This window comes from Paraburkholderia sp. RL18-101-BIB-B, assembly GCF_046026985.1.
GTDB lineage: Bacteria > Pseudomonadota > Gammaproteobacteria > Burkholderiales > Burkholderiaceae > Paraburkholderia.
The window spans coordinates 52,147-68,186 of record NZ_JARESV010000019.1 but is presented as its reverse complement, the minus strand read 5'-3'; the positions used below and the strand labels follow the sequence as shown (position 1 = coordinate 68,186).

Below are 16,040 nucleotides of genomic sequence, written 5' to 3'. Positions count from 1 at the left end.
CCCTTCGCCCGATACCGTTGACCGTCGCAAATCCTGCGCGCATCCGTATCGAGGCATCCGATGACCGCTTTACTCTCCATGGCCGCCTTTGCGCTGGCCAGCTCGATTTCTCCGGGCCCGGTGAACATCGTCGCGCTCAGCGCCGGCGCCCAGCACGGGCTTGTCGCGAGCATGCGACATGTCACCGGCGCGACCGTCGGTTTCACCGTCCTGCTTCTGCTGATCGGCCTGGGACTGCATGAACTGCTCGCCCACTTCCCCAACCTGATCATCGTCGTCAAATGGGCGGGCGTGGGCTTCCTGCTCTATATGGCCTACAAACTCGCCGTCGACGACGGCCAACTCGGCGCCGACAAACCGGCTCGTGGACCGTCGTTCGCTTATGGCGCGGCGATGCAATGGCTCAATCCGAAAGCCTGGCTCGCGTCGCTGGCCGGCATGGGCGCCTATGCAGCCGACGGCGACGGCAGGCTCGTCTGGCAATTCACCGTCGTGTACTTCGTGATCTGTTACGTGTCGATCGCCAGTTGGGCGTATGCCGGCACGTTCCTGCGCAAATACTTGCAGCAAGCGCGGCGCGTGAGGTTTTTCAATCGTGTGATGGCAGCATTGCTCGCGGCGAGTGCGCTTTATCTGCTTGTAGCGTGAGGACGCCGCGCAGCCCACGGATTCAACTGCGATACTGCCCCGGCGTCGCCGCGACCAGCCGCTTGAAGATCCTCTGCAAATGCGCCTGGTCGGCAAAACCGGCGTCGAGCGCAACATCCGCGATCACGCGCCCGCGCCTGAGTTGCGCGCGGCTGTACTGAATACGCCGGTTGATCAGGTAAGCGTGCGGCGTCATGCCGTAGCGTTGCTTGAAAGCGCGAATCAGATGCGACGCGGACAGATCAGCCGCCTCGCAAATATCCTCCAGCTTCAGCGACCGCGTGCAGTTTTCAGCGATGAATTCGGCTGCGCGCGTGAGCTGGCGGCTCGCGTCGTGATCCGGCAAGACCGCCGGATTCAGCTTGTTTTGTACTTCGGAGAAAAAGGTGATGGCCGCGCTTTGCTTGCGCAATGTGTCGGTGTCATCGTCGACGAGAATCGCATGCAGCCGGTTTAATCCGTCGAACAATTCCGCGTCCGTGGACAGGGTCTGCGAGAACGCGCGAAACGCGTGGTTCTCGCTGAAACCCAACTCGTGTTGCAAGCCCGTGAGCCATGCCACGTCGACATGCATCATGCGATATGACCAGCGCTCGTCAGCGACTGGATTGCACGCGTGCACGTCGTCGGGGTTCATCATGACGACTGCGCCCACGCCGATCCATTCACGCGCGTGGCGATTCAGATACTCGCTGCGTCCACCCGTGACGGCGCCGATTGAAAACGTTTCGTGCGAGTGTTTGGCGTAGCAGACGTCGCGACCGTCTTCAATGGAGCGCACCTCGATAAACGGCAACGCATCATCGCGCCAGAACCGCGGCGCGGAAGCGCTTTTCGCTCGAAGTGCCGCCTCCGTGATCTCGTTCATCCGCGCGTTCTCCGATGGTTGCGTAGACCTCGCCGCAGCAAGGCCTACGTATCGTAGCCGTCAAACGCACCATCAACAAGCAGACTCACGAGCAACCTGGATATCGCGGCGCGTGCGGACACGCGCGACAAATTACTTCGCCGTGACGTCGATATTGCCCAGATATTTCGCGGCCAGCGTCTTCACGGTGCCATCGGCCTGCACCTTCGCAATCGCCGCATTCAGGCGGTCACGCAGCGCCGTATCGCCCTTGCGAATCCCGTATGCAATGCCGCTGCCGAGGATCTTGTCGTCGCGTACCGGTTCACCCACGAAGGCGTAACCACTGCCGCTCGGCTTCGATAGAAAACCTGTCTGGCCGGCCGGCGCCAGCACGAGCGTCGCGTCGAGACGGCCCGCCACGAGATCCGTATAAACCTGGTTCTGGTCCTGATACGGCACGACGCTCACGCCCGCCGATTCCCAATGCGTCTTCGCGAAGGTTTCCTGAATCGACGCCTGCAATACACCCACGCGCTTGCCCTTCAGCGAGGCCGGCGTCGGCAGCAGACCGCTGTCGCGTTTGGCGATCAACTGCGTCGGCACGCGATACACAACGGTGGTGAAATCGATCGCCTGACGGCGTTGTTCGGTCGCGTTCATCGCCGAATTGATCGCGTCGAACTTGCGGCCTTGCAGCGCGGGAATCAGCCCGTCGAACGAGGTCTCGACCCATTTGCACGTCATCTTCGCGGCGACGCAAACCGCGTTGCCGACGTCGATATCCAGACCCTGCAACTCTCCGTTCGGGCCTTTCGATTCGAACGGCGGATATTGCGCTTCGAGGCCGAAACGCAACGTATCGGCAGCGCTTGCACCCGACGACGCCGCGAGCGATGCGAACACACAGGCCAGCGCCAAAAGAGGCTTGAGCAATTTCATAGCAGATCCCTGTCCCTTCGAATTTGTTGTCACGCCGTCCCGCGGCGCGCTGATGCGTGCCCGCGCGACGATCATACTGCGTTCAAAAATGCAGCCGTCGCGTGTTGCCGTTGCCTATCCGATCAGATCTCGCACAGACGCCGCGCGCCTTCGATCAAGGTCGCATCGTCCTTCGAGAAGCTCAGGCGGATCAAGCCGGAGTCCGTACCATCGGTATAAAACGCCGACAGCGGAATGGTCGCAACCCGTGCATCGCGAATCAGCCGCAGCACGAAATCGCTGTCGCTTTCTTCGGAGAAACCACGAAAACGCGCGAGCATGAAGAAGCTGCCTTCGCTCGGCAACAACTCGAAGCGCGAATCGCGCAGTGCCTCGGTGAGCAGATCGCGCTTCTTCTGATAGAACGCGGACAAGCCGAGATAGCTTTCGCGATTGGCCAATGCGTCGACGAACGCGTACTGCATCGGCGTATCGGCGGAAAACACCATGAACTGATGGACTTTGCGAATCTCGTCCATCAACGCTGCGGGCGCGAGGCAATAGCCGACGCGCCAGCCGGTTACGTGATACGACTTGCCGAACGACGAGACGATCACGCTGCGTTCCGCGAGTTCGGAATGACACGCCATGCTTTGATGCTTTGCGCCGTCGAACACCACGTGCTCGTACACCTCATCGGCGAGAATCACGATATCGGTGTTGCGCGTAATGGCCTTCAGGCGCTCGACGTCGGCTTCGCTGAAAACGGTCGCAGTCGGATTGTGCGGGGTGTTGATGATGATCATGCGGGTCTTCGGCGTGATCGCGGCGGCGACCTCGTCCCAGTTCACGCGGAAGTCGCTCAAGGACAGCTTGATGGCAACGGGCGTGGCGCCTTGCAGCCGCACGATCGGACCGTAGCTGTCGAATGAGGGCTCGAAGTAGATCACCTCGTCGCCGGGATGCACCAGTGCGCTGATCGTCGAATACAGCCCTTCGCTCGCGCTGGCGATCACGGTCACTTCGCTGGCCGGGTCATAGCGCACGCCGTACAGCGTGGCGACCTTGTCGGCGAGCGCTTCGCGCAAGGCGGCGATGCCGGCCATCGGCGCGTACTGGTTATGACCGGCGCGCATGGCTTGAGCGACGCCATCGATCAGTTTGGCGTCCGGCGCGAAATTCGGCGCGCCTTGCGACAGATTCAGCGCATCGTGCTGAGCGGCCAGCTGGCCGATCACGGTAAAAATCGTCGTGCCTACGTCAGGCAACTTCGAGCGGGCTTGCGTGGCGCTCTGCATAAGGCTTTCTCCCTTTCTCCATCCGGCAGCGGATTCATGGAACGGCCAGCTGCGCGGCGGTCCCTTCCGGTTTGGTGATTAGGCATCAGCCAAAGAACCGTCACAATCGAAACTTTGTCATGCGCGGCATGCATTTACGTCATGGCTCACGCGAAGGCGCGCCGCCACGGGCAAAGCCGGTCAGATCGGCACTTTCGGGGAAGAAACGAGGTTGCGTAAAGAACGCGGAAAACTGCTGAGGTATGACGTAATGTGATGCGACCGGTCACGAGCGGGCGCTCGTGACCGACCTTGCCGTCTCTCAGGCCTCGTCCATCAGGCGAACTTTGACCTTCTTGCCCTTCACCTTGCCGGCGCTGAGCTTGCGCAACGCTTCACGCGCGACACTGCGCTCCACCGCCACATAAGTGGACATTTCCGTCACGTTGATCTTGCCGATCTGCGAGCCGGCGAAACCCGCCTCGCCGGTCAGCGCGCCGAGCACGTCACCGGGACGGATCTTTTCCTTGCGGCCGCCGAGAATCTGCAGCGTTTCCATGGGCGGCAACAGTCGCTCATTGCTCGCCGCCGTGAGTTCGGACAGCTTGTGCCATTCGACCTCGCGCTTTTGCGCCTGTTCGAGACTGCCGACACGGCCCATCTCGTTCATGCTTGCCAGACTCAGCGCCCAGCCGTCCTGATCGGCGCGGCCCGTGCGGCCGATCCGGTGGACGTGCACTTCCGGATCCGGCGTCACGTCGACGTTGATCACGGCTTCGAGTTGCGCGATGTCGAGACCGCGCGCGGCGACGTCGGTGGCCACCAGCACCGAGCAGCTGCGGTTGGCGAATTGGATCAGCACCTGATCGCGTTCACGCTGGTCGAGTTCGCCATGCAGCGCGAGCGCATGGAAACCCTGTGCGCGCAGCACGTCGAGCAGATCGCGGCATTGCTGCTTGGTGTTGCAGAACGCCAGCGTACTCACCGGACGATAGTGGTTCAGGAGCAGACCGACGGCATGCAGCCGTCCGTCTTCGGTCACTTCATAGAAGCGCTGACGAATCTTGGTGTTGTCGTGCCGCTCGGCGAGCTTCACTTCCTTCGGATTGCGCAGGAACTGCTGGCTCAGTTTGACGATGCCTTCGGGATACGTCGCCGAAAACAGCAGGGTCTGACGTTCTTTCGGGCATTGCTTCACGACGGTGGCGATATCGTCGAAGAAACCCATGTCGAGCATGCGGTCCGCTTCGTCGAGCACCAGCGTGTTGAGCGACTGCAGCGGCAGGCTGCCGCGCTCGAGGTGATCCATGATGCGGCCCGGCGTGCCGACCACGATGTGCGCACCGTGTTCGAGACTCGCAGTTTGCGGACGCATCGGCGTGCCGCCGCACAGCGTCAGCACCTTGATGTTTTCTTCGGCGCGCGCGAGACGGCGGATTTCCTGCGTGACCTGGTCGGCCAGTTCGCGCGTGGGGCAGAGCACCATCGCCTGCACGGCGAAGTTGCGCACGTCGAGGCGCGCCAGCAGCGCCAGCGAAAACGCCGCGGTCTTGCCGCTGCCGGTTTTCGCCTGGGCGATCAGATCGTGGCCGGCGAGCGCGATCGGCAGGCTCGCGGCCTGAATCGGCGTCATCTCGACGTAGCCGAGCTGCGTCAGGTTGGCGAGCGTCGCGGGCGGCAGCGCTAGCTGGCTGAACGGCGCGCCGGCGGTAGTGGGACTGTTCATAAGGGTGATGGCTCGCAATCGGATAAAGCGGCTAAGGCGGCAAAGGCGGCAAAGGGCAAGAGACTTATTCGGCTATGGGGCCGGTGTCAGGACGGCCTTCCATCTGCTCGTACAGCACCGAGCCATCGTCCCCGTCGAAACGCTCGACATAATTGCGCGCGCCGCACATCGGGCAACGGAACAGGAGGCCCTGTCCTTCGTTCTTGATGACGACGTCCGATTGCTCCCACTGCGCCTGGCAGGACTGGTTTCTACAGGTAAACACGTTGATTCTCCAACTGGATTCGATTGCTTATCCGGCGAGCCGCACGAACGGCCCGGCCGTGAATGGGACGGTTGCTGCCAAGCTGGCGACGGCTAGAGCACGTCAACCCAGATGCGTATGCCGCGCACGCGGCGCGCTCACATCCATGTCGGTGAGACCCTGCACGATGCCGCAGTCTTCCACGGCCTGTTCGCCGTGGCATTGCTCGCGCAAGGTGGTCAATTGCGCTTTCAACTGCTTCAGTTCGTCGATGCGCGTGTCGACGTGCGCAATGTGCTCGTCGATCAAGGCATTGATGCCGCCGCAGCCGTCCGCCGGTGCGTCGGTTAGACGCAGCAGCGCACGGATTTCGTCGTGGGTCATGTCGAGCGCGCGGCAATTACGGATGAAACGCAGCCGTTCGACGTGCTTCGCCGTGTAACTGCGATAATTGGCCTCGGTGCGCTCCGCTTCGGGCAACAAGCCCTCTTTCTCGTAGAAACGGATGGTTTCGGTCGTGCAATGGGCGATTTTCGCCAATTCGCCGATTTTCATGGACCCTCCGGATGGCGGCCTTGACCTTGTAGTGGCTTCAGGGTGTTTACTAGACCACAAATCGAACCAGGAAGCCACCATGCCTCAAACCGACCACGCCGATGCCGACCGCCTCGAACGGGTGAAAGTCCATGCGGACGGGCACGAAGGGCATGCCCATGCCCACGACGCGAGCTGCGGTCATAGTCACGATGCGCATGATCACGACCATGCTCATGACGGCCGGGGCCACAGCCACGCGCACGCCCACGGTGATGCAGGCTCGGCGTGCTGCGGAACAGGCACAGCCGCAACCGTAGCTGCGTCGATCCCGCTGGCGCCTTCCGAAGCCATCGGCAGCAACGTGCGCACCGCCATCCGCATCATGCAGATGGATTGCCCGACCGAAGAAGCGCTGATCCGCAAGAAATTCAGCCGCATGCCGCACGTGCGCAGCATGGACTTCAACCTGATGCAGCGCGTCTTGACGATCGTCCACGCGCCGGAGGCGCTCGACTCGATCCTCGCCGCGCTGCGTTCGCTCGACTTCACGCCCGAACTCGCGGACGCCGGCCCGGACGCCGCGCCCACGCCCGTGCCGCACGCGCCGCCCAAGCCGTGGTGGCCGCTGGCGCTCGCCGGTATGGCTGCCGCAGGCTCAGAGGCCGCTGGCTGGCTCGGCGCGCCTGCCTGGCTGCCGGCGGGTCTCGCGATCCTCGCCATCCTCTCCTGCGGCCTCACGACGTACAAGAAGGGCTGGCTCGCCATCCGCAACGGCAATCTGAACATCAACGCGCTGATGAGCATCGCCGTGACCGGCGCGCTGATCCTGCGCCAATGGCCGGAAGCCGCGATGGTGATGGTGCTCTTCACCATCGCCGAACTGATCGAGGCGAAATCGCTCGACCGTGCCCGCAATGCGATCCAGGGTTTGATGCAACTTACGCCCGAACAGGCGAGCGTGCAGCAGCCCGACGGCAGCTGGCGGTCAATGGACCTCAAGGCGATCGCGCTCGGCGCCGTGGTTCGCGTGAAACCGGGCGAGCGGATCGCGCTCGACGGCGAGATCGTAACGGGCCGCTCGAGTGTGGACCAAGCGCCGATCACCGGCGAAAGCCTGCCGGTCGACAAGGCGGTCGGCGACGCGGTATTCGCCGGCACGATCAACCAGACCGGCTCGTTCGACTATCGCGTCACCGCCGCGGCCAGCAACACGACACTCGCGCGCATCATCCACGCAGTCGAGGAAGCGCAGGGCACCAAAGCGCCGACCCAGCGTTTCGTCGATCAGTTCGCGCGCGTGTATACGCCGATCGTGTTCGCCATCGCGCTCGCCGTGGCCGTCGTGCCGCCGCTGCTGTTCGACGGGTCGTGGCAGGCGTGGGTCTACAAGGCGCTGGTGATGCTGGTGATCGCGTGCCCGTGCGCGCTCGTCATCTCGACGCCGGTGACCATCGTCAGCGGTCTTGCCGCGGCGGCCCGCAAAGGCATTCTGATCAAGGGAGGCGCTTATCTCGAGCAGGGCCGCAAACTGACCCGGCTCGCGCTCGACAAAACCGGCACGATCACTCACGGCAAGCCCGTGCAAACCGAGTTCGAAATACTCGCCGAGATCGACGCCGTGCGTTGCCGCACGTTGGCGGCGAGCCTCGCGGGGCGCTCCGATCATCCCGTATCGATGGCACTCGCGGCGGCGGCGAAGGCCGACGGCCTGGCCAACGTCACCGTCGACGCCTTCGAGGCACTCACGGGACGCGGCGTGCGCGGCGAGATCGACGGCGCGCCGTACTGGCTCGGCAATCACCGGCTCGTCGAAGAACTCGGGCGCTGTTCCGCGTCGCTCGAGGTGCGGCTGGACGCGCTCGAAAGCCAGGGCAAGACCGTCGTGATGCTGGTGGACGCCGAACGCGTGCTCGCCCTATTCGCGGTCGCCGATACGGTGAAGGAGACGAGCCGCGCCGCCATCGCCGAATTGCAGCGGCTCGGCGTGAGCACGGCCATGCTCACCGGCGACAACCCGCACACCGCCGCCGCAATTGCGCAGCAGGTCGGTATCGACGAAGCGCGTGGCAATCAGCTGCCGGAAGACAAGCTGAACGCGGTCGCGCAATGGTCGAACGACGGCGCGACGGTCGGCATGGTCGGCGACGGCATCAACGACGCGCCCGCGCTGGCGCGCGCCAACATCGGCTTCGCGATGGGCGCGATGGGCACCGACACGGCAATCGAAACCGCCGACGTCGCGTTGATGGACGACGACCTGCGCAAGATTCCGTCGTTCATTCGCCTGTCAAAGGCGACGCATTCGGTGCTGGTGCAGAACATCACGCTCGCGCTCGGCATCAAGAGCGTCTTCCTCGTGCTGGCCGTGACCGGTCTCGGCACGATGTGGATGGCCGTGTTCGCCGATGTGGGCGCGAGTCTGCTGGTGGTCGCGAACGGGCTGCGGTTGTTGCGCCAGTGACGGCGTGGCAGGTGTTGTGGTTTGACGAAGGGAGACGCGAAGTTCTGCCGGCAGTGCGGAACTGCGACACAGGTTTGAAGCAGCGAAGATGACCCGCGCCTGTGGTTGAGAAAGTCCGGTCAGACTAGTGCGCCAACGCAACGGCGTTAACCGCGCTGCCCATGTCCACGCGAGCGCCGATTGCCGCCTTCAACGTATCCGAAGGCCGCATGCCGAACAGCTTCCGGTAATCGGTTGCGAACTGGCTCAGATGCCAGAAGCCCCACGCCGCCGCAACATCCTGCACCGATCGTGATTCACGCGACGCGTTCGACAGATCGCGCCGCGCCCCATTCAGGCGAATTGCGCGCAGATACGTGGCGGGCGCCATGCCCAGCACGTCCTGAAAGCAGTATTGCAGCGTGCGCCGGCTCACATGCAGTTGCTCGCACAGCTCCGGCACGCTCACCGCCCGCTCGCGATTGGCCAGCACATAGTCGCGCGCTTCCGACACGATCGACTGACGGCGCGGACGCGCCGGCATCGCAACCGGCTCCGAGGCTGGCAACGCGCCGACGTCGAAGAGCAAAGCCAGCACCGACGCCTGCAGATTGTTGCGCGCGACCGAAGACAGCGGCGTGCCGCGCGCCGCGCCATCGTCGAGCAATTGGCGCAGCGTGGCACACAACTGCTGCTTGCGAGCCATGCCGATCGGCACGACTTGCGTGTTTGGCACATGATCGGCCAGACCGACGCGCTCCACTTCCGCCGCGTAACGGCGCAGCACTTCTCCTTTGACCACTACGCCAAAAATCTCATAACCCGCCGACGTCAGCAGTTCAAATTCGATGCCGCCCGGACGAAACGCGAGCGCATCGCCGGCAATCACCTGCGCGTCGATGCGCCCCGAACCCGCCGGGCACGTCGGAATGCCGAACCAGTACGCGTCCTTCTGCACTTCGCAGGTTTGCCGCAACGTGTGGCTGGTCGTTTCGACGAACACCTGCATGTGGTCGAGGCACAACTCCGTCAAGCCGCCGACAAAACTCCCTGCCGTCAGTTGGTCGTAGGTCTGGCTCCAGCCATGGAGATTGCGCGCCTGCTCGTCGGCATCGTGCGCGACGCAGGTCTGCACGCGGAAGCTCGGCTGCGGCGTGAGCGTCGGACTGGACAGGGTGTCGCTGAGAGTGTCAATCGTCATACCGGATCTGCCCAAACGGAATATCGAGGAGGATCGAAGGCAAGGAGAAGGCAATTCCCATGCCGAACGGATCTGATGCCTGCTCACGCCTTTGCATCGGCAGACATCAAACCCTGTGTTCAATTGGTGAACAGCGCTGCACACACTGCTCAGAAACGAAACGCTCAGCTTACGCTGGTTGAACAGCGCGACGCCCCATGCCGTGCGCGAGTGCCTGCTACGCGTGCAAGGGTCACCAGCGCGGTGCATTGGCACACTTCTGGCTCTAGCCTCACGCGGCCAAGCGATATATCGAGCCGAATATAGCCCATTCAAACATGTGAGGAGCACACAGATGAATCACGCAGAGATGCAATTTCTGACCACCGAATTCCCGTACAAGAAGCAGTATGCGAATTTTATCGGCGGCGAATGGGTGAAGCCTGCGGGCGGCGAGTACTTCGATAACGTGTCGCCGATCACCGGCGAAGCGTTTACGTCGATTCCGCGTTCGCGCGAAGCCGACATCGAACTCGCACTCGACGCCGCGCATCGTGCGAAAGCAGCGTGGGGAAAAACCTCCGTCGGCGATCGCGCGAACATCCTGAACCGCATTGCCGACCGGATGGAAGCGAACCTGCAGCGTCTCGCCGTGGCCGAGACGATCGACAACGGCAAGCCGTTGCGCGAAACCATGGCCGCCGACATTCCGCTCGCTATCGATCACTTCCGCTATTTTGCCGGCGCCGTGCGCGCGCAGGAAGGCTCGATCTCCGAGATCGATCACGACACCGTTGCGTATCACTTTCATGAACCGCTCGGCGTGGTCGGCCAGATCATTCCGTGGAATTTCCCGATCCTGATGGCCGTGTGGAAGCTCGCGCCCGCACTCGCCGCCGGCAACTGTGTGGTGCTCAAGCCGGCCGAGCAAACGCCCGCTTCGATTCTCGTGCTCGCCGAACTGATTCAGGACTTGCTGCCCGCAGGCGTGCTGAACGTGGTGAACGGTTTCGGCCTCGAAGCCGGCAAGCCGCTCGCTTCCAGCAAGCGCATCGCCAAGATCGCGTTTACCGGCGAGACCACGACCGGTCGTCTGATCATGCAGTACGCGAGCCAGAACATCATTCCTGTCACGCTCGAACTCGGCGGCAAGAGCCCGAACATTTTCTTCGACGACGTGATGAATGCTGACGACAGCTATTTCGACAAGGCGCTCGAAGGCTTCACGATGTTCGCGCTCAATCAGGGCGAAGTGTGCACGTGTCCGTCGCGTGTATTGATCGATGAAAAGATCTACGACCGCTTCATGGAACGTGCGCTAAAACGGGTCGCGGCGATTACGCAAGGGCATCCGCTCGACACCAAGACGATGATCGGCGCGCAGGCCTCGCAGGAACAGCTGGAAAAAATCCTCTCGTATGTCGACCTCGGCAAGCAGGAAGGCGCCGAATGTCTGATCGGCGGTGAACGCAATGCGCTCGACGGTGAATTGAGCAAAGGCTATTACGTGAAGCCGACCGTGTTCCGCGGCCACAACAAGATGCGCATCTTCCAGGAAGAGATCTTCGGACCGGTGGTATCGGTCACGACGTTCAAAACCGAAGAAGAAGCGCTCGAAATCGCCAACGACACGCTCTACGGTCTCGGCGCCGGCGTGTGGACACGCGACGGCACGCGCGCCTATCGCTTCGGCCGGCAGATTCAGGCAGGCCGCGTGTGGACCAACTGCTATCACGCTTATCCGGCGCATGCGGCGTTCGGCGGCTACAAGCAGTCGGGCATCGGCCGTGAAAATCACAAGATGATGCTCGACCACTATCAGCAGACCAAGAACCTGCTGGTCAGCTATAGCGACAAGCCGCTCGGTTTCTTCTAAGCGTCGCGTTCCTGTTCGAGCGGGCCGCATTGCGCGGCTCGCTCTTTTTTCTGCGAGGGCATGTGATGGCCGATAAGAAAGCAGTCGCCCGCGTGATCGCAACGCCTGCCGCTGTCGAGTTGATCGACAAGTTGCGCGCCGAGCATGGCGAGGTGCTGTTCCATCAATCCGGTGGATGCTGCGACGGCAGCGCACCAATGATGTTTCCTCAGGGTGAGTTCATGGTCGGCTCGTCCGATGTCAAACTCGGCACGATTGCGGGCGTGCCGTTCTACATGAGCGAATCGCAGTTCGAGTACTGGCAACACACGCAGTTGATCATCGACGCTGTGCCGGGAAATGGCGGAATGTTTTCTTTGGAGCGGCCCAGCGGATTGCGGTTCTTGACGCGCTCCCGTCTTTTCGAGGATGAAGAGAATGCGTGGCTGGAAACGCATCCGGTCGAGCGTGTCGATGGCTGATCGTTTACGTTCCGCTCGAGTCCGAATCGTCGCTGACGGCGGGTGCCGATGGTGTACCTGCCAGCAGCGCATCGCTGTCGTCTTTCAGGCCGACGCCGGTCAGACCCAAACGCCTTGCATGCGTCAGCAGATAGTGCAGCTTGTGCGCGGCTAACGGATAGTCGAGTCCTTCGGGACGCACATTCGAAATACAGTTGCGTTGCGCGTCGCTACAGCCCACTTTCGGCGCGTACGTAAGATAAATTCCGAGGCTATCGGGCGAACTCAAACCCGGCCGCTCACCGATCAGCATCACCACCAGTTTCGCATTCAGCAATTCGCCGATCTCGTCACCCAACGCGACGCGCGCCTGGCGTGCGACCACGATCGGGCCGATCTTCCAATCCGCGAGACGGGGAAGGACGGCTTGCAGCAGTGGGATCGATTGCTTCGATGCGGCGAACGCCGAAAGACCATCGCCGATCACGAAGACCACTTCGGGCGAATCGTTCGGCACCGCCGCCAGCGCCACGCGACTCTCTTCCGATAAACGCCGCCCAAGATCGGGACGCCGCAAATAGTGCTCGCGATCCGGCGCGGCGCTATGCACGTCGAGCGTCTTGAAGTTTTGCGCGCGCAATTGCTCGTGCAACACGTCCGTGTCCAGCGGATGATGCACAGCGTCGCGCGCCTGCGCGTGCGACAGGTTGAACGCGAGCAGCGGCGCGGTCGGCAAGCTATTGCCCGCGCGGCCCAACGCGATGCGCGCGTTGGTGAACTGCCGCAACGCGTTCCACGGATTCTTTTCGAGGAAGTCGCTCATGCGATGCCCATCCAGTCGCGCGCCCCTTCCAGCAAGGGTTGTTGCGTCGATGCGCTGAGCAACGCGCCGCGGGCGTCGGTGATCTGCATCGACTCCAGCCATTCTTCGAATTCCGGCGCGCGGCGCAAACCAAGTACGTCCCGCACGTAAAGCGCGTCATGGAAGGACGTGCTTTGATAGTTGAGCATGACGTCGTCGGCGCCGGGAATGCCCATGATGAAGTTGATGCCCGCCACGCCGAGCAGCGTGAGCAGGTTGTCCATGTCGTCCTGATCGGCTTCGGCATGGTTCGTGTAGCAGATGTCGCAACCCATCGGCACACCGAGCAGTTTGCCGCAGAAGTGATCTTCGAGACCGGCGCGTGTGATCTGCTTACCGTCGTACAGATACTCCGGCCCGATGAAGCCGACCACCGTGTTCACCAGGAACGGATTGAACTTGCGTGCAACTGCGTAGGCGCGCACTTCGCACGTCTGCTGGTCCACGCCGAAATGCGCATCCGCCGACAACGCGCTGCCCTGGCCGGTTTCGAAGTACATCAGGTTATTGCCGACCGTACCACGCTTTAACGAAAGTCCCGCTTCATACGCTTCCTGCAGCAGCGCGAGCGAAATGCCGAAGCCCGCGTTCGCTTTCTCCGTGCCCGCAATCGACTGAAACACCAGATCGACCGGCGCACCTTTTTCAATTGCGGCAATCGTATTGGTGACGTGGGTCAGCACGCACGATTGCGTCGGCACCTGATAGCGTTGGCGGAAGTCGTCGATCATCAGCAACAACTTGGTGATCGCGGCGAGATTGTCGCTGGCCGGGTTGATGCCGATCATCGCGTCGCCGCAACCGTACATCAGGCCGTCGAGCATCGAGGCGGCGATGCCTTTGACGTCGTCGGTCGGATGATTCGGTTGCAAACGCACCGACATGTGCCCCGGTAAACCGACCGTGTTGCGAAAGCGCGTGATCACCGGACGTTTGCGCGCCGCCGCGATCAGATCCTGATTGCGCATCAGTTTGGACACCGCGGCGACCATCTCCGGCGTGAGGCCCGCGGTGATACGCGTGAGCGCGTCGGCATCGGTCGTGCTGCTCAACAGCCAGTTGCGAAAGTCACCGACTGTGAGGTGAGATATCTCAGCGAATGCCTGCGGCGAATGATCGTCGATCACGAGACGCGTGACTTCGTCGCTTTCATAGGGAATCAGCGCTTCGTTGAGGAAGGTGCGCAGCGGCACTTGCGCGAGCGCCATCTTGGCCGCGACGCGTTCTTCCTCACTCGCTGCCGCCACGCCCGCGAGCTGGTCGCCGGAGCGTTGCGGGCTGGCCTTCGCCATCAGGGTTTTCAGATCGGCAAAGCGATACGTGCGGCTGCCGATCGTCTCGGTGTAGCTCATCTTTACGACTCCATCGCCGCTGCTCGCGCAGCGGCTCGATCCGTCATTCCTCGAGCAAGGCGTCCGCCGGCGCGGCTTCGCGTTGATGGCGCGTCATCAGGAAGTAGACGTAGCCCAGCGCGAGAAAGATTGCGAACACGATCGCCACCAGAAAATTGAAGTAGACCATCGTCGCCAGACAGATGACCGCGGCCACCAGCGCGAACGCCGGAAAGACCGGAAACAGCGGCGCGCGGAACGGTCGCTCCATGTTCGGCTCGGTGCGGCGCAGCTTGAACAGCGACAACATGCTGATGATATACATCACGATAGCCCCAAATACGGACATCGTCACGATGTTCGCCGTCAGCGTCTGGCCGCCGAACTGGATCAGCTCGTCGCTGTAGATCGCCGCGATGCCGACCACGCCGCCCGCAATGATCGCGCGATGCGGCGTCTTGAAGCGCGGGTGCACCTTCGAGAGCCACTCCGGCAGATAGCCGGCGCGCGCCAGCGCGAAGATTTGCCGCGAATAGCCGAGGATGATGCCGTGAAACGACGCGACGAGTCCGAAGAGACCCAGCCACACCAGCATATGCATCCAGCCGCTATGTTCGCCGACGATGAATTTCATCGCCTGCGGCAGCGGATCGTTGATGTTCGACAGCTTGGTCCAGTCGCCTGCCGCGCCGGCAAACACCATCACGCCAATGGCGAGCACCACCAGCGTCAGAATGCCTGCGACGTAGGCAATCGGAATCGAGCGCTTCGGGTTTTTGGCTTCTTCGGCGGCCATGGCCACGCCTTCGATCGCGAGGAAAAACCAGATTGCGAACGGAATTGCCGCGAACATCCCGTGAAACGAGCCCATGCTGAAGGTGTCGGCACCGGACCAGCCGCCTTTGGTGAAGTTCGACCACTGAAAACCCGGCGACACGACGCCCATGAAAACCAGCAGTTCGAAAATCGCGAGCAGCGTCACACACAACTCGAACGCCGCGGCAATCTGCACACCGACGATATTCAGCGCCATAAAGATGAGATACGCGCCCATCGCCGCGTGTTTCGGTTCGAGACCCGGAAACTGCACGTGCAGGTACGCACCGATCGCGAGCGCAATGGCCGGCGGTGCAAACACGAATTCGACAAGCGTTGCCGCGCCGGCCAGATAACCGCCGGTTGGGCCGAACGCGTGGCGAGCGTAGGCGAACGGGCCGCCCGCGTGCGGAATCGAGGTGGTGAGTTCCGTGAAACTGAAAATGAACGTCGTATACATCGCGGCAATGAAAATCGCCGTGATGACGAAGCCGAGCGTGCCGGCGCTCGCCCACCCATAACTCCAGCCGAAATACTCGCCGGAAATGACGAGACCGACCGCGATGCCCCACAGTTGCCACGTGCCGAGCGTCTGCTTCAACTCGTGATGCGTGACTTTGCCGACGTGCTGATTCTTGGACACTGATTTCATCGGGAGCTCCCTGATGGTGCCGCCGGCTCGACGCCGCAAGGCTTTGCGGTGCATTGGGCGGACAGGCTTCAGCCGATAGTAGTGAGCCATTATTCGAAGTGTTATCGAAATTCGGCAAAGTTCTGGCGGCGTAGTGTCAGTGGGTGCTTAATTGCGCGTCGCGTTAAGGGTGAAGTTCGCAGGATTTGGTAAATGGGGACGTGGTACTTTCGTTCGCATCCGTTCGACAATTTTTGTGCTCAT

Annotated in this window: 14 protein-coding genes; 4 read left to right on the top strand and 10 right to left on the bottom strand. The window is 62.1% G+C overall.

The window, feature by feature from the left end; translation table 11 throughout:
- The first annotated feature begins 60 nt into the window (after window positions 1-60).
- Window positions 61-648, top strand: a complete 588-nt coding sequence (locus tag P0D73_RS25065; protein ID WP_408312636.1) for a LysE family translocator — start codon at window positions 61-63, stop codon at window positions 646-648.
- Window positions 649-670: 22 nt separating this feature from the next.
- Here P0D73_RS25065 and P0D73_RS25060 read toward each other — a convergent pair whose 3' ends face one another.
- From P0D73_RS25060 to cadR, 6 genes are all read right to left on the bottom strand, one after another.
- Window positions 671-1,516, bottom strand: coding sequence for an AraC family transcriptional regulator (locus P0D73_RS25060; protein ID WP_408433199.1), 846 nt, complete (start codon window positions 1,514-1,516; stop codon window positions 671-673).
- A gap of 132 nt (window positions 1,517-1,648) precedes the next feature.
- Window positions 1,649-2,437 carry an ABC transporter substrate-binding protein gene (locus P0D73_RS25055; protein ID WP_408433197.1) on the bottom strand — a complete coding sequence of 263 codons (789 nt, stop codon included), beginning with the start codon at window positions 2,435-2,437 and terminating at the stop codon, window positions 1,649-1,651.
- Window positions 2,438-2,559: 122 nt separating this feature from the next.
- On the bottom strand, window positions 2,560-3,714 hold the full coding sequence (locus tag P0D73_RS25050; protein ID WP_132376435.1) for a pyridoxal phosphate-dependent aminotransferase: 1,155 nt from the start codon (window positions 3,712-3,714) through the stop codon (window positions 2,560-2,562).
- 301 nt (window positions 3,715-4,015) lie between these two features.
- Entirely contained in the window at window positions 4,016-5,419 is a 1,404-nt protein-coding gene (gene dbpA, locus P0D73_RS25045; protein ID WP_132376436.1) for an ATP-dependent RNA helicase DbpA, read from the bottom strand.
- A gap of 64 nt (window positions 5,420-5,483) precedes the next feature.
- A complete protein-coding gene (locus P0D73_RS25040; RefSeq protein ID WP_132376437.1) occupies window positions 5,484-5,684 on the bottom strand; it encodes a hypothetical protein in 201 nt (66 codons plus the stop codon).
- Between the two features lie 102 nt (window positions 5,685-5,786).
- On the bottom strand, window positions 5,787-6,218 hold the full coding sequence (gene cadR / locus P0D73_RS25035; protein ID WP_132376438.1) for a Cd(II)/Pb(II)-responsive transcriptional regulator: 432 nt from the start codon (window positions 6,216-6,218) through the stop codon (window positions 5,787-5,789).
- 79 nt (window positions 6,219-6,297) lie between these two features.
- Here cadR and P0D73_RS25030 point away from each other — a divergent pair, with 79 nt between their 5' ends.
- Window positions 6,298-8,661 (top strand): heavy metal translocating P-type ATPase, encoded by a 2,364-nt coding sequence (locus P0D73_RS25030; RefSeq protein ID WP_408433195.1) that lies wholly within the window; start codon window positions 6,298-6,300, stop codon window positions 8,659-8,661.
- A gap of 124 nt (window positions 8,662-8,785) precedes the next feature.
- Here P0D73_RS25030 and P0D73_RS25025 read toward each other — a convergent pair whose 3' ends face one another.
- Window positions 8,786-9,841: a helix-turn-helix domain-containing protein gene (locus P0D73_RS25025; protein ID WP_408176268.1), complete on the bottom strand. Its 1,056-nt coding sequence runs from the start codon at window positions 9,839-9,841 to the stop codon at window positions 8,786-8,788.
- Between the two features lie 334 nt (window positions 9,842-10,175).
- Between P0D73_RS25025 and adh the strand changes: the two genes are divergently transcribed.
- Both adh and P0D73_RS25015 read left to right on the top strand, forming a co-directional pair.
- The gene (adh, locus tag P0D73_RS25020; protein WP_132376439.1) at window positions 10,176-11,696 is read left to right on the top strand and encodes an aldehyde dehydrogenase; all 1,521 of its coding nucleotides are present in this window, start codon (window positions 10,176-10,178) and stop codon (window positions 11,694-11,696) included.
- Between the two features lie 65 nt (window positions 11,697-11,761).
- Window positions 11,762-12,157 carry a DUF779 domain-containing protein gene (locus P0D73_RS25015; RefSeq protein ID WP_408312623.1) on the top strand — a complete coding sequence of 132 codons (396 nt, stop codon included), beginning with the start codon at window positions 11,762-11,764 and terminating at the stop codon, window positions 12,155-12,157.
- Window positions 12,158-12,161: 4 nt separating this feature from the next.
- Here P0D73_RS25015 and eutC read toward each other — a convergent pair whose 3' ends face one another.
- The 3 genes from eutC to eat are packed head-to-tail and all read right to left on the bottom strand — an operon-like array spanning window position 12,162 to window position 15,797.
- Complete coding sequence (gene eutC / locus P0D73_RS25010; protein ID WP_408433193.1) at window positions 12,162-12,959, bottom strand: ethanolamine ammonia-lyase subunit EutC; 798 nt, start codon at window positions 12,957-12,959, stop codon at window positions 12,162-12,164.
- A complete protein-coding gene (locus tag P0D73_RS25005) occupies window positions 12,956-14,350 on the bottom strand; it encodes an ethanolamine ammonia-lyase subunit EutB (protein ID WP_132376442.1) in 1,395 nt (464 codons plus the stop codon). Before P0D73_RS25005 ends, eutC begins: the two co-directional genes overlap by 4 nt.
- 43 nt (window positions 14,351-14,393) lie before the next feature.
- Window positions 14,394-15,797: an ethanolamine permease gene (gene eat, locus P0D73_RS25000; RefSeq protein ID WP_408433191.1), complete on the bottom strand. Its 1,404-nt coding sequence runs from the start codon at window positions 15,795-15,797 to the stop codon at window positions 14,394-14,396.
- Window positions 15,798-16,040: the final 243 nt, after the last annotated feature.

Coding starts and splice junctions, on each gene's coding strand:
- P0D73_RS25065 (WP_408312636.1), top strand. CDS start 61: ATGACCGCTTTACTCTCCATGGCCGCCTTTGCGCTGGCCAGCTCGATT.
- P0D73_RS25060 (WP_408433199.1), bottom strand. CDS start 1,516: ATGAACGAGATCACGGAGGCGGCACTTCGAGCGAAAAGCGCTTCCGCG.
- P0D73_RS25055 (WP_408433197.1), bottom strand. CDS start 2,437: ATGAAATTGCTCAAGCCTCTTTTGGCGCTGGCCTGTGTGTTCGCATCG.
- P0D73_RS25050 (WP_132376435.1), bottom strand. CDS start 3,714: ATGCAGAGCGCCACGCAAGCCCGCTCGAAGTTGCCTGACGTAGGCACG.
- dbpA (WP_132376436.1), bottom strand. CDS start 5,419: ATGAACAGTCCCACTACCGCCGGCGCGCCGTTCAGCCAGCTAGCGCTG.
- cadR (WP_132376438.1), bottom strand. CDS start 6,218: ATGAAAATCGGCGAATTGGCGAAAATCGCCCATTGCACGACCGAAACC.
- P0D73_RS25030 (WP_408433195.1), top strand. CDS start 6,298: ATGCCTCAAACCGACCACGCCGATGCCGACCGCCTCGAACGGGTGAAA.
- P0D73_RS25025 (WP_408176268.1), bottom strand. CDS start 9,841: ATGACGATTGACACTCTCAGCGACACCCTGTCCAGTCCGACGCTCACG.
- adh (WP_132376439.1), top strand. CDS start 10,176: ATGAATCACGCAGAGATGCAATTTCTGACCACCGAATTCCCGTACAAG.
- P0D73_RS25015 (WP_408312623.1), top strand. CDS start 11,762: ATGGCCGATAAGAAAGCAGTCGCCCGCGTGATCGCAACGCCTGCCGCT.
- eutC (WP_408433193.1), bottom strand. CDS start 12,959: ATGAGCGACTTCCTCGAAAAGAATCCGTGGAACGCGTTGCGGCAGTTC.
- P0D73_RS25005 (WP_132376442.1), bottom strand. CDS start 14,350: ATGAGCTACACCGAGACGATCGGCAGCCGCACGTATCGCTTTGCCGAT.
- eat (WP_408433191.1), bottom strand. CDS start 15,797: ATGAAATCAGTGTCCAAGAATCAGCACGTCGGCAAAGTCACGCATCAC.